Below are 13,917 nucleotides of genomic sequence, written 5' to 3' on the forward strand. Positions count from 1 at the left end.
CTCGGAGCTGCAGTGCTCGAGGAACTCGGAATCGCTCCTGAGGACGTGGACAAGATTGCTGACGTTCCTTATCGTGAACTCTATGACGCTGGCCAGAGGGCTATGGCCAGCAGCATCGGAAGGCGTACTCCCGGTACTCCTATGATGTGGGGCTTCGGCCCTGTCCCAGACGGGGAGACTCTTCTCCAGCAGCCTTTCCAGGACAATCTTGCAGCCATCTCGTCTGATGTTCCGCTCATGATAGGAACCACCTTCAACGAGCTTCAGAGGGCTATCTACAACATGGAAGGTGAACTTTCATTCGAGGATGCGAAGCCTATGCTTGAGCCTGTGTTCGGCGATCTTACCGATGAGCTCATCTCCGAGTTCCAGAAGGCCTACCCGGGCTGGACCGCGAAGGACCTCGTGTCCATGGACCGTATGTTCCGTCCTAAGACCATCATCTGCGCAGACGCAATCACCAAGGAGAGGAGCGCTGACACATGGATGTACATGTTCGACTGGAAGTCTCCTGTCAGCGGCGCATCTGTACACGGCAATGAACTTGCGTTCTGCTTCAACACTCTCCACCTTGCTCCAGGCCAGAATCCGAACCCTACAGAAGCTGACCTCAAGCTCGCAGACATCATGAGCGAGTCATGGGCTAACTTCGCGAAGACAGGTGACCCTAACATCGCCGGACAGCCACAGTGGCATCCGTATACCGCAGAGAACGGCGAGCTCTTCGTATATGATTACGAGTGCGTGATCAAGAACAACTTCGACCGTAGGCTGCAGGAAATCATCAATGCATGCTGCTTCCGTCAGCTTGATGACTTCAGGGCTTCGAGAGCAAACAAACTTCAGTAAAAAATTTCCGTAACTCTTGATTATTTGAAAGAGAATCAAGATATTTGCATTACATGAAGACAAGGAACAACAATTATTGGTGGTGGCGTCTGTTACAACTCAAGTAGTCGTAGGGGGTTTAAGCCAATATGTAATCATACATGGAGCTCAGACGTAATACGACTGAGCTCCATTTTTTGTGAAATAAATTATCAACTATATAATAACAACTTAATAACTTATCGAAATGGAAGAGAAAATTCCTTACAAGATCTACCTCTCTGAGGACGAACTCCCAAAGCAGTGGTACAATGTCCGCGCTGACATGAAGGTTAAGCCTGCACCACTTCTCAACCCAGGTACCCTCCAGCCGCTTACTCTCGAGGACCTCAATCCAATTTTCTGCGAGGAACTCAACAAGCAGGAGCTTGACAACGACACCAAGTATTTCGACATTCCAGAGGAGATACTTTCTTTCTACAAGATGTATCGTCCTTCACCACTCGTAAGAGCTTACTTCCTCGAGAAGGCTCTCGGCACTCCAGCCAAGATCTACTATAAGTTCGAGGGAAACAACACTTCAGGTAGCCATAAGCTCAACTCTGCAATTGCTCAGGCATACTATGCAAAGAAGCAGGGCCTCAAGGGTGTGACCACGGAGACCGGAGCTGGCCAGTGGGGTACTGCACTCAGCATGGCATCTACCTACTTCGGACTCGACTGCAAGGTATTCATGGTTAAGTGCTCTTATGAGCAGAAGCCTTTCCGTCGCGAGGTGATGCGTACCTTCGGTGCATCTGTTACTCCTTCACCTAGCAACACTACCAATGTGGGTCGCAAGATCCTCGAGGAGCATCCTGGTACCACCGGTAGCCTTGGTTGCGCTATCTCTGAGGCTGTTGAGGCTGCTGTTACCAACGAGGGCTACAGGTATGTTCTCGGTTCTGTGCTCAACCAGGTTCTCCTTCATCAGACAGTGATCGGCCAGGAGGTACAGACCGCTCTCAAGAAGTATGGCAACAAGCCTGACATCCTCATCGGATGTACCGGTGGTGGATCTAACCTCGGTGGTTTCGCAACTCCTTTCATCGGTGAGATGCTCCGCGGAGAGGCAGACTACAAGATCATCGCTGCAGAGCCTGCATCTTGCCCAAGCTTCACCAAGGGTAAGTTTGCTTACGACTTCGCCGACACAGGACGTATCTGCCCACTCGCTAAGATGTACACTCTCGGTAGCCAGTTCATCCCTTCAGCTAACCACGCTGGCGGTCTCCGCTTCCACGGTATGAGCACCATCCTTTCTCAGCTCTACCATGACGGTCTCTTCGAGTGCCGCGCAGTCGAGCAGACCGAGGTGTTCAAGGCAGCCGTTACCTTCGCTCGCGCTGAGGGTACCCTTCCAGCTCCTGAGAGCAGCCACGCTATCAAGATCGCCATCGACGAGGCTCTCAAGTGCAAGGAGACAGGCGAGGCTAAGACCATCGTCTTCAACCTTTCAGGTACCGGTTACTTCGACCTCGTTGCTTACGAGAGGTACAACTCTGGTACAATGGACGACGTGATTCCTACAGACGAGGAGCTCGAGAAGTATTTCGCTATGCTTCCTAAGGTAGAGGAATAATCTACAATCCGATATTAAAGGTTGACTCCCGGTAACTTCACAGCTACCGGGAGTCTTTTTTAGTATTGGAACTATGTTGGAGAAATTAGGCTTTCGCCTTCTCTTTTCTCTTATTCTGAAATTGTTTTCACGAACGACATGAACAGAGGGTGCGGATTGAGCACGGAAGTCGAGTACTCCGGATGGAACTGACCTCCGATGTACCACCTGTGTTCAGGGATTTCGACGACCTCGACGAGGCCGGTCTCAGGGTTGGTGCCGACGCACTTCATGCCTGCGGCTTCGAATTTCTCGATGAATGAGCTGTTGAATTCATATCTGTGGCGATGACGCTCCTTGATGAGCGGAACTCCGTAGATCTCTCTTGTCCGGCTGCCTTCCTTGAGCTCGCATGCGTATGCACCCAACCTCATGGTACCTCCCAACTCGGTGAGGTTCTTCTGGTCTTCCATGATGTCGATGACGTTGTGGGTGGTGTCGTTGTCGAACTCCCTGCTGTTCGCATCCTCCATGTGGAGGACGTTGCGGGCGAAATTGATGACCATCATCTGCATTCCGAGACAGATGCCGAAGGTAGGGATGTCGTTGACCCTGGTGTATTCGGCGGCGATGATCTTACCTTCGATGCCTCGTGTGCCGAAGCCTGGACATACGACGATTCCGTCCAGCTCGGACAGCATGTCGCCGACGTTCTCCTTGGTGATCTTCTCGCTGTTCACGAACTCCACCTTGACCTTACAGCCGTTGTAGATTCCGGCGATGATGAGGCTCTCCCTGATGCTCTTATAGGCGTCCTGGAGGTCGTATTTGCCCACGAGGCCAACCTTGACCTGCTTCTTGGCACTGTGCATCCTCTCCACGAAGTCGTACCAACCGTGCATGTCGGTTTCCTCAGCGGCAGGAATGTCCATCTTCCTGAGTATGGCCTTGTCGAGTCCCTGATTGAGCATGTTGATAGGAACGTCGTAGATGCTCGGAAGGTCCTCGCTCTGGATCACGCAGTCCTGGTCCACGTTGCAGAAGGATGCCACCTTCCTTAGCAGACCGTCTTCGAGATGAACCTCGGTGCGGAGCACGAGAATCTCGGGCTGGATACCCATTCCCTGAAGTTCCTTGACCGAATGCTGGGTAGGCTTGGTCTTGAGTTCACCTGCGGCCTTGAGATACGGGATGTAGGTGAGGTGCAGGTTTATGCATCGCTTTCCGAGTTCCCATCTGAGCTGACGTATCGCCTCCATGAAAGGCGCGCTCTCGATGTCGCCGATGGTACCTCCGACCTCGATGATGATGAAGTCGTATTTCACAGGATCATCGACCCTGAGCATCCTCCTCTTGATCTCGTCTGTGATATGAGGTACCACCTGGATCGTCTTGCCGAGGTAGTCACCGCGACGCTCCTTGTCGATCACGGCCTTGTAGATACGGCCGGTGGTGATGGAATTGCCGCGGGTGGTGCGTATTCCGGTGAAGCGCTCATAATGTCCGAGGTCCAGGTCCGTCTCCATTCCGTCTTCGGTCACATAGCACTCTCCATGCTCGTAAGGGTTGAGCGTACCAGGGTCGATATTGATGTATGGGTCGAACTTCTGGATTGTAATCCTATATCCACGTGCCTGCAGGAGCTTTCCTACCGACGCCGAAATGATTCCCTTTCCCAGCGATGATACCACACCGCCCGTTACGAAGATGTATCTTGTTTCCATATTCTGAATGCTTCTCTTTTCTATTTGTATTCTGACCAGCTCTTGATCGCAAGATCGTCCGGCGTGATGGTACAGAAGCACTGGATGAATGCTGCTGCGAGTCGTGCGTTGGTGATCAACGGAATGTTGAGGTCCACTGCCGACCTTCTGATCTTGTATCCGTTAGAGAGCTCATGGACGGTGAGGTTCTTCGGAATGTTCACCACCATGTCGATCTCATGGCTGTGCATAAGGTCGAGTGCCTGTGGGGTCTTCTCGGGCTCGCTAGGCCAGTAGACGAGGGTGTTCGGAACCTTGTTGTCCTTGAGGAAGCGGCTTGTTCCCTTGGTCGCATAGATCTGATATCCCTTCGAGATGAGCATCTTGGCGGCGTCGAGCATGGCTGCCTTGTCCTTGGTCTGGCCTGTAGAGAGGAGCACACCCTTCTGCGGGATCCTGTTACCTACTGCGAGCATTGCCTTCATGAGGGCAGTGTTGGTGTCGTCTCCGAGGCAACCAACCTCTCCTGTCGATGCCATGTCGACACCGAGCACAGGATCAGCCTTCTGGAGCCTGTTGAAGCTGAACTGCGAAGCCTTGATGCCGACGTAGTCGAAATCGAAGAACGACTTCTCAGGCTTGGTGACAGGGCGGCCGAGCATCACCTTGGTGGCGAGGTCTATGAGGTTGATCTTCAAGATCTTGCTGACGAATGGGAACGAACGGCTGGCGCGGAGGTTACACTCGATTACCTTTATCTCATTGTCGCGCGCGAGATACTGGATGTTGAACGGACCCGAGATGTGGAGCTCACGGGCGATCTCCGCAGAGATCTTCTTGATCCTTCTTACCGTCTCGACATAGAGCTTCTGCGCTGGGAACTGGATGGTAGCGTCACCGGAATGAACTCCGGCATACTCGATGTGCTCGGAGATTGCATAGGCCAGGATTTCGCCGTCCTTTGCCACTGCATCCATCTCTACCTCCTTGGTGTTCTGCATGAACTTGGAGATCACGACAGGATGCTTCTGGCTGACGTTCGCTGCGAGGGTGAGGAATTTCTCGAGCTCATCCATGTTCGAACATACGTTCATGGCCGCACCGCTGAGCACATACGATGGACGTACGAGGACAGGGAAGTCTACCTTCTTGATGAACTTCCTTACTTCCTTCATTGAAGTAAGCGCGCTCCATTCTGGCTGGTCGACGCCGATGCGGTCGAGCATTGCCGAGAACTTGTCCCTGTCTTCCGCATTGTCGATGTATCGCGCCTGGGTGCCGAGGATTGGAACCTTCTGCTCGTCGAGGGTCATCGCAAGGTTGTTCGGTATCTGACCGCCTGTGCTGACGATCACGCCGTGAGGAGTCTCGAGGTCGATGATGTCGAGCACGCGCTCCTTCGAAAGCTCGTCGAAATAGAGCCTGTCGCAGATGTCGTAGTCCGTGGACACGGTCTCCGGGTTATAGTTCACCATGATGCTGCGGTATCCCTCCTTCCTGATGGTGTTAAGGGCCTGTACGCCACACCAGTCGAACTCTACCGACGATCCGATGCGGTATGCGCCGCTGCCGAGCACGATGACGCTCTTGCCGTCCTTCTCGAAATTGATGTCATGTGCGATTCCGTTGTAGGTGAGGTATAGGTAGTTCGTCTTGGCTGGATACTCCGCTGCGAGTGTGTCTATCTGCTTCACATAAGGGAGTATGCCCATGGCTTTCCTTACCTGACGGACGTTGAACATTGCCTCCTCGAGATCGGTGTCGTGCTCCATTCTCATTCCGCGGGCAATCTGGAAATCGGTGAATCCGTACTTCTTCGCCTTGACCATCATCTCCTTTGTGATGGTGGTGATATTGTACTTGCCGAGCTCCTTATATATGTCGTGTATCTTCTTGAGCTTCTCGAGGAACCACTTGTCGATCTTAGTCAGGTCGTGTATCCTGTCTACGTCGTATCCTGCTGCGAAGGCCTTCTCGATAGCGAAGATTCGCTTGTCGGTAGGAGAGCGGAGCGCCTTGTCGACGTCGTCCAGCTCGAGTTCCTTGTTGCCTACGAATCCGTGCATGCCCTGGCCTATCATACGAAGTCCCTTCTGGATCGCCTCCTCAAAGGTTCTTCCGATTGCCATGACCTCACCGACGCTCTTCATCGAGCTGCCGAGCTCACGGTCTACGCCTCTGAACTTGCCGAGATCCCAGCGAGGAATCTTGCAGACCACGTAGTCGAGCGCAGGCTCGAAGAACGCAGGAGTAGTGCGGGTGACGCTGTTGCTGAGTTCGAAGAGACCATATCCGAGTCCGAGCTTCGCTGCGATGAAAGCGAGAGGGTAGCCGGTCGCCTTCGATGCGAGCGCAGAGCTGCGTGAGAGACGGGCATTTACCTCGATGACCCTGTAGTCTTCGCTCATAGGGTCATAAGCGTACTGGACATTACACTCTCCGACTATTCCGATATGGCGTACGATGCTGATGCTCAGGGATCTGAGCTTGTGGTAGTCTGTGTTGCTGAGTGTCTGCGAAGGAGCGATGACTATACTCTCTCCGGTGTGGATGCCGAGAGGGTCGAAGTTTTCCATGTTACAGACGGTGATACAGTTGTCGTAGCGGTCGCGTACGACCTCATACTCAATTTCCTTCCATCCCTTAAGGCTCTTCTCGACGAGTACCTGAGGAGAGAAGCTGAACGCTTTCTCGGCGAGAGTGTTGAGCTCTTCCTCGTTGTCGCAGAAACCACTTCCGAGACCTCCGAGAGCGTACGCTGCCCTGAGGATGACTGGATATCCGAGGTCCTGGGCAGCCTTGCGGGCCTGCTCGATGTTCTCGCATGCGTGGCTCTTGATGGTCTTTACTCCGATCTCGTCAAGCTTGCCGACGAAAAGTTCCCTGTCCTCGGTGTCGATGATGGCCTGGACTGGGGTTCCGAGCACCTTGACTCCGTATTTCTCGAGCACGCCGCTCTTGTGGAGCTCGACTCCGCAGTTGAGAGCGGTCTGACCGCCGAAGGCGAGGAGTATGCCTTGTGGGCGCTCCTTCTCTATGACCCTCTCCACGAAGTAAGGAGTCACAGGAAGGAAATAGATCTGGTCGGCAACGCCTTCGCTTGTCTGTACGGTAGCGATGTTTGGATTGATGAGGATGGTCTCGATACCTTCCTCCCTAAGTGCCTTGAGGGCCTGTGAACCAGAATAGTCGAACTCTCCGGCTTCACCTATCTTGAGTGCTCCTGATCCGAGGAGCAGAACCTTGCTTATCTTCTTGTCTATCATCGCTACAGGGTCTTTACAAATTCATCGAAAAGGAATTCAGTGTCGAGAGGGCCGGCGCAGGCCTCCGGGTGGAACTGCACAGAGAACCATGGGTGTTTGACATGCTTGATGCCCTCGTTGGAACCATCATTCATGTTCACGAAGAGCTCCTTCCAGTTAGGGCCGAGGGTCTTCGCATTGACAGCGTATCCGTGGTTCTGGGTCGTGATGTAGCACTTCGGTTCTCCGACCATGCGCACAGGCTGATTGTGGCTGCGGTGTCCGTACTTGAGCTTGACGATGCTGGCTCCGGCGGCCTTTCCGAGCATCTGGTTGCCCATGCATATTCCCATGATAGGACGTACTCTTCCGCCGTTGTGTATTTCGCTCTCCATGAAAAGACGCAGGTGTTCAGCAGTCTTTCCGCAGGTGTCAGGGTTACCAGGTCCGTTTCCGAGGAAGAGACCGTCGAAGTCCATGTCCCTGAAGTCGTGGTTCCATGGGACCCTTACTACCTCAAGTCCGCGATTGATCAGGCATCTGATGATATTGTCCTTCACTCCGCAGTCGATGAGGACCACTTTCTTTCCTATCGGGTTCTCCGGGGTGTAGCAGATGATTTCCTTGCATGAGACCATGTCCACGAAGTTCTTTCCGTCGTACTCAGCATCAGCGACCTCGTCCATGCCTTCGATGAGTATCTTTCCCATCATCACACCCTTCTCCCTGAGTATCTTGGTGAGCTCGCGGGTGTCGATTCCGGTGATTCCGGGCACCTTCTCACGCTTGAGCCAGTCGCTGAGTGACTCATTGCTGAGCCAGTGGCTGTGCTCCTCGCTGTAGTCGCATACCACCATACCGGATACGTGAATCCTGCTGCTCTCCATGTAGCTGCTTAATCCGTTTGCCTCGGCTCCGTCCGAAGGCACTCCGTAGTTGCCTACCAAGGGGTAGGTCATCACCATGATCTGACCCTCGTACGAAGGGTCAGTGAGACTCTCCGGATATCCTGTCATCGCCGTGTTGAATACGATCTCTCCGGCAACAGACTTCTCGTAGCCGAACGAGTAGCCGTGGAATTCGGTTCCGTCACTTAGTCTTAGAGTTGCTTTCCTTTCCATCTTATTTAGTTCCATATACTTTTTCGTAGTAGTCGATGAATGCTGAGTTGAGTATCCTGAATCCGCCAGGAGTAGGGTAGTCGCCGCTGAAATACCAGTCTCCGAGGTGGTTCGGACATGCCTTGTGGAGACCGTCTATGGTCTGGTATACTATCTCAATCGGCGTGCTGACTCCGTTCGGCCTCAGCATCTGCACCATCTTGTCGCTGATCTGTTCGTCAGTGTATGGTGCATATATTTCTTTCACATGATTCTCTATCTGGGCTGCAGGAGCTTCCTCCTGGGCCTTGCACTTGCGATAGACCTCGTCGATGACCGCTGACTTGCCTTCGCCCTTGAGCAGTTCGATAGCCGCGCGGAACGCGATGAACTCGTTCATGTGAGACATGTCGATTCCGTAGCAGTCAGGGTAGCGGACCTGAGGAGACGAGCTCACGAGCACGATCTTCTTTGGGTGCAGGCGGTCGAGTATCCTGATAATGCTCTCCTTGAGGGTGGTGCCTCGTACGATGCTGTCATCGATGACCACCAGAGAGTCTACACCAGGGTTGAGCACACCGTAAGTGATGTCGTATACATGGGCGGCGAGGTCGTTCCTCGAGCTGTCCTCCGTGATGAAGGTCCTCATCTTGATGTCCTTCGATACGACCTTCTCGGACCTTACGGCAGGGAAGATCTCCCTCATGCTTTCCACCATTCCGTAGTAAGCAACCTCCGCAGTGTTCGGAATGTAGGTGAAGACAGTATGCTCGAGGTCGTTGTCAATTGCCTTGAGTATGCTCTCGCGGAGCTGGTATCCGAGTTTCTTCCTCTCGATGTGGATGTCCCTGTCGTTTCCACGGCTGAAGTAGATTCTCTCGAAGCTGCAGGCGAGCCTCTTTCCGGCTGGGACTATCTGGTCGAGGTGCATCTTGCCTTCGCCGCTGACGATGAGCGCCTGACCAGGTTCGAGCTCTGTGACCTGCTCACACTCGAGGTCGAAGGTGGTCTGGAGCACCGGACGTTCGCTGGCAAGGGCGATGATCTCGTCGTCCTGGTAGTAGAAGGCAGGTCTGATGCCGTTAGGGTCCCTCATAGCGAAGAATTCTCCGCTGCCGGTGATACCGCACATCACATAGCCGCCGTCAAAGTGGGGCATGGTGGTGCGGAGCACGTTGCCCATGTCCACGTGAGTTTCAATGTACTCCGTGATGGCCTGGTCCTCGAGACCGAGCTTCTTGGCTTCCTCATAGTTGCGCTCGCACTCGCGGTCGAGCCTGTGTCCCATCGCTTCGAGCAGGATATATGTGTCGGAGTAGATTCTTGGATGCTGGCCGCTCCTGGTCAGCATCGCGAAAACTTCCTCCATGTTGGTCATGTTGAAGTTGCCGCAGAGACAGAGGTTCTTTGCCTTCCAATTGTTCCTGCGGAGGAAAGGATGGACGTACTTGAGTCCGCTCTTGCCAGTGGTCGAATAGCGGAGGTGGCCCATCATGAGCTCACCGATGAATGGGGGATTGCCGTCTGCCGGGCTGCACTCTGAAATCTGTCGGTTTGCCTCAGCGAAGATCTTGGTGATCGCGTCCTTGCCCTCGGCCTTCTCCCTGTACATGTACTCATGTCCGGGCTGTTCTCCGAGTCTGACACAGGCCATACCTGCACCTTCCTGGCCGCGGTTGTGCTGCTTCTCCATCATCAGGTACAGCTTGTTCAGAGCATACCTGTCGGTACCATATTTCTCGACATAGTACTCAAGAGGTTTGAGCAGCCTTATCATCGCTACTCCGCATTCGTGTTTGATCGGTTCCATCTATCCTTTGTCTTGCGCTTGTCCTTGTTTCTTCTTTCCCTTGGCCATGCCTTGTCTTCCTTGGACATGGTCCGTCTTTCCCTACCCGACCAACATGCTGTTGTCGAGCTTTGAAATAAAAAACCCATCAGTCGGTAGTCGGTGACGACAACGTTAGCTGACGGGTCTATAGATTGGGTGGTTGAGAGCGATGGAGATAGGAAACGTCCTGCTTTATCGAAACCAGGAGTTCGAGAGTGCGTACCGTGGCACGCGTAATCTTATGATGAAACAAATAATCCATCTCCGTCGGAATCTTAAGGGGTTTTCTGTAATTCCTTCGGACTGCAAAATTAATCATTCTCAGAAAAAAACAAGCAAAAAATGTTGTTTTTTAAAAATTTTATTTACTTTTGTAATCAGAAACCCCAACGATAAAGCGTTGATTTAGGCATGTTTAAGGCAGTTTTACATACCCTTATTCTTAAGAATAAGAATAATCAGAACCAGAATGGTAATCAGAACCAGCAGGCTCTGACTTTTGTCGTGCACCCGCGGCCTAGCACGATATAAGGCGAATAAAAAACATGAAACATATTTGAGGCCGTTCCCAAGGGAATGGCCTCTTTTTTTAAATTAATCTTTCAGTTATGAGCAGTATTTTAAGATTTGAGGTGGTGAACAAGGCTTTCACCAGGAAGGAATTTAAAATCGAGGTGCCAAAAGTCGCTCCGTCCGATTATTTCGCAGAATCAGTGTTCGACAGGGCAAAGATGCAGAAGTATCTTGACCCTTCTTCACTCAAGGCTCTCATCGCATGCATCGACAATGGTGTGTCTCTCGACATGAAGACCGCAGATGCAGTAGCAGCCGGAATGAAGAAGTGGGCCCTTGATCACGGAGTAACTCATTATACTCATTGGTTCCAGCCATTGACTGAAGGAACGGCTGAGAAGCACGACGGCTTCATCGAGCATGACGGCAAGGGCGGCGTCCTCATGGAATTCGACGGTAAGATCCTCATCCAGCAGGAGCCAGATGCGAGCTCTTTCCCTTCTGGTGGTATTCGCTCTACCTTCGAGGCTCGCGGTTACTCAGCATGGGATCCGACCTCACCTGTGTTCATCATCGGTGACACTCTCATGATCCCTACTATATTTGTATCGTACACGGGCGAGGCTCTCGACTATAAGGTTCCACTCAAGAAGGCGCTCAACGCCGTAGACAAGGCAGCTACCGCTGTGGCTCAGTATTTCTATCCAGAGGTGAAGAAGGTCGTTTCAAACCTCGGTTGGGAGCAGGAGTACTTCCTCGTGGATGAGGCACTCTACGCAGCACGCCCAGACCTCGTGATGACCGGTAGAACCCTCATGGGACATGATTCCGCAAAGAACCAGCAGATGGATGACCACTACTTCGGAAGCATTCCTGAGAGAGTGGAGGAGTTCATGAAGGACATCGAGATCGAAGGACTCAAGCTCGGTATCCCAGTCAAGACAAGACACAACGAGGTCGCTCCTAACCAGTTCGAGCTCGCACCTATATTCGAGGAGACCAACCTCGCAGTGGACCACAATATGCTCATGATGTCGATCATGAGGCGCGTCGCAAGGAAGCATGGTTTCCGTTGTCTTCTCCACGAGAAGCCTTTCAAGGGCGTCAATGGTTCAGGTAAGCACAACAACTGGTCACTCTCAACTGACACTGGCGTGCTTCTTCATGCACCTGGAAAGACCGTTGAGGACAACCTTCGTTTCGTTACCTTCATTACTGAGACCCTCAAGGGCGTATATGATCACAACGGTCTTCTCAAGGCCAGCATCATGTCTGCAAGCAACGCACATCGTCTCGGCGCGAACGAGGCACCTCCGGCAATCATATCTTCTTTCCTCGGCAAGACCGTGACTGCACTGCTCGAGCATGTGGAGAAGGCTGATGAGGACGCTCTCAAGGTTACCGGCAAGACTTCGTTCAGCCTTGACCTTCCTTCTATCCCATCTCTTCTCAGGGACAACACTGACCGAAACAGGACATCTCCTTTTGCATTCACAGGAAACCGTTTCGAGTTCAGAGCAGTGGGTTCAGAGGCAAACTGCGCCAGCGCAATGCTTACCCTAAATGCAGCAGTTGCTGAGGCTCTCGCAGACTTCAAGGTACGCGTAGACGCCCTCATCGAGGCAGGTGAAAGCAAGGAAGTCGCCATTCTCAAGATCGTACGCGAGGATATCAAGTACATCAAGCCTATCATCTTCAACGGCAACGGTTACGGTGACGAGTGGAAGGAAGAGGCACAGAAGAGGGGACTCGACTGCGAGACCTCCGCACCACTTATCTTCGACGCTTACCTCAAGGAGTCTTCAGTGAAGATGTTCGAGAAGACCAAGGTTATGACCATCCATGAACTTGAGGCCCGCAACGAGATCAAGTGGGAGACCTATACCAAGAAGATCCAGATCGAGAGCCGTATCTTCGGCGACCTCTGTCTCAACCATATCATCCCTGTCGTTACCAGGTATCAGAGCATGCTCATCGACAACGTCCACAAGGTGATGGAAATCTTCCCTGAAGTCAAGGCTCTCCATATCTCTCACGAGAACATGAAGCTCATCGAGAAGATCAGCGAGCATGAGTCATTCATCATCGAGAACGTCGACAAGATGATCGAGGCTCGTAAGGTTGCGAACAAGATTGAGTCTGAGCGCGAGAAGGCTATTGCTTACCACGATACCGTGGCTCCTCTTCTCGAGGCGATCAGGTACCATGTGGACAAGCTTGAGATCATCGTCGACGACGAGTCATGGCCTCTCCCTAAGTACCGTGAACTTCTTTTCATCCGATAATTTAAACAGATAACAGATCTTGCAGGCCGCTCTGGCGGACCGGAGCGGCCTGCTTCTAAAACCAATAAGGACTATGTGTGGAATAGTAGGAATATTCGATATTAAGGAACAGACCCCCCAGCTTAGGACAAAGGCTCTCAAGATGTCTCAGAAGATACGTCACAGAGGACCCGACTGGAGCGGAATCTATGTAGGTAAAAGTGCGATTCTTGCCCATGAGAGGCTCTCTATCGTGGACCCTCTCTCAGGAGGACAGCCCCTCATCTCGCCGGACGGAAAGCACATCCTCGCGGTGAATGGTGAGATATATAACCATAAGGCTATCCGTGAGCAGCTTGCAGGAAAGTACGAGTTCAAGACCCAGAGCGACTGTGAGGTGATCCTCGCGCTCTATCAGGAGAAGGGCATCGACTTTCTCGAGGACCTCAGCGGTATCTTCGGTTTCGCTCTCTATGACGAGGAGAAGGATGAATATCTCATCGCCAGGGACCCTATCGGAGTCATTCCTCTCTATATCGGCCATGATTCGGAAGGCAAGCTCTATGTAGCCAGCGAGCTCAAGGCTCTCGAAGGCTTCTGCGACGAGTACGAGCCTTTCCTCCCAGGCCACTGCTATTCCAGCCGTGAAGGAAAGATGAGAAGATGGTGGACCAGAGACTGGTTCGAGTATGACAACGTGAAGGATAACAATGTGCTCCCTAGCGAGCTCAAGACCTCTCTCGAGGCGGCAGTGAAGCGCCAGCTCATGTGTGACGTGCCTTACGGAGTGCTTCTTTCCGGTGGACTCGACAGTTCCGTGACCAGCGCCATAG

The 13,917-nt window shown here is 52.6% G+C and carries 8 protein-coding genes; 4 read left to right on the plus strand and 4 right to left on the minus strand.

The features are described from left to right. Together AC06ND_RS08715 and AC06ND_RS08720 are read left to right on the plus strand one after the other, a co-directional pair. Positions 1 to 849 (plus strand): carboxylesterase family protein (locus tag AC06ND_RS08715; protein ID WP_475678593.1); only part of this gene is annotated, 849 nt, incomplete at its 5' end. 226 nt (positions 850 to 1,075) lie between these two features. After that, the gene (locus tag AC06ND_RS08720) at positions 1,076 to 2,449 is read left to right on the plus strand and encodes a TrpB-like pyridoxal phosphate-dependent enzyme (RefSeq protein WP_475678594.1); all 1,374 of its coding nucleotides are present in this window, start codon (positions 1,076 to 1,078) and stop codon (positions 2,447 to 2,449) included. Positions 2,450 to 2,559: 110 nt separating this feature from the next. Here AC06ND_RS08720 and AC06ND_RS08725 read toward each other — a convergent pair whose 3' ends face one another. From AC06ND_RS08725 to AC06ND_RS08740, 4 genes are read right to left on the minus strand one after another with little or no spacing between them, the layout of a single operon-like run. Then, complete coding sequence (locus tag AC06ND_RS08725) at positions 2,560 to 4,152, minus strand: CTP synthase (RefSeq protein WP_475678595.1); 1,593 nt, start codon at positions 4,150 to 4,152, stop codon at positions 2,560 to 2,562. 20 nt (positions 4,153 to 4,172) lie between these two features. Next, complete coding sequence (gene carB / locus AC06ND_RS08730; RefSeq protein ID WP_475678596.1) at positions 4,173 to 7,397, minus strand: carbamoyl-phosphate synthase (glutamine-hydrolyzing) large subunit; 3,225 nt, start codon at positions 7,395 to 7,397, stop codon at positions 4,173 to 4,175. Between the two features lie 2 nt (positions 7,398 to 7,399). Beyond that, a complete protein-coding gene (carA, locus tag AC06ND_RS08735; protein ID WP_475678597.1) occupies positions 7,400 to 8,497 on the minus strand; it encodes a glutamine-hydrolyzing carbamoyl-phosphate synthase small subunit in 1,098 nt (365 codons plus the stop codon). A gap of 1 nt (position 8,498) precedes the next feature. After that, complete coding sequence (locus AC06ND_RS08740; protein WP_475678598.1) at positions 8,499 to 10,286, minus strand: amidophosphoribosyltransferase; 1,788 nt, start codon at positions 10,284 to 10,286, stop codon at positions 8,499 to 8,501. Positions 10,287 to 10,915: 629 nt separating this feature from the next. On the opposite strand from AC06ND_RS08740, the gene AC06ND_RS08745 reads away from it, so the two are divergent. Beyond that, the gene (locus AC06ND_RS08745) at positions 10,916 to 13,105 is read left to right on the plus strand and encodes a glutamine synthetase III family protein (RefSeq protein ID WP_475678599.1); all 2,190 of its coding nucleotides are present in this window, start codon (positions 10,916 to 10,918) and stop codon (positions 13,103 to 13,105) included. A gap of 73 nt (positions 13,106 to 13,178) precedes the next feature. Then, positions 13,179 to 13,917: asparagine synthase-related protein (locus AC06ND_RS08750; RefSeq protein WP_475678600.1), on the plus strand; the 739-nt coding region annotated here is incomplete at its 3' end.

This window comes from Candidatus Cryptobacteroides sp., from assembly GCF_056207615.1.

Excerpts from the sequence above, each read along its gene's own strand:
- AC06ND_RS08720 (WP_475678594.1), top strand. The coding sequence starts at position 1,076 with ATGGAAGAGAAAATTCCTTACAAGATCTACCTCTCTGAGGACGAACTC.
- AC06ND_RS08725 (WP_475678595.1), bottom strand. The coding sequence starts at position 4,152 with ATGGAAACAAGATACATCTTCGTAACGGGCGGTGTGGTATCATCGCTG.
- carB (WP_475678596.1), bottom strand. The coding sequence starts at position 7,397 with ATGATAGACAAGAAGATAAGCAAGGTTCTGCTCCTCGGATCAGGAGCA.
- carA (WP_475678597.1), bottom strand. The coding sequence starts at position 8,497 with ATGGAAAGGAAAGCAACTCTAAGACTAAGTGACGGAACCGAATTCCAC.
- AC06ND_RS08740 (WP_475678598.1), bottom strand. The coding sequence starts at position 10,286 with ATGGAACCGATCAAACACGAATGCGGAGTAGCGATGATAAGGCTGCTC.
- AC06ND_RS08745 (WP_475678599.1), top strand. The coding sequence starts at position 10,916 with ATGAGCAGTATTTTAAGATTTGAGGTGGTGAACAAGGCTTTCACCAGG.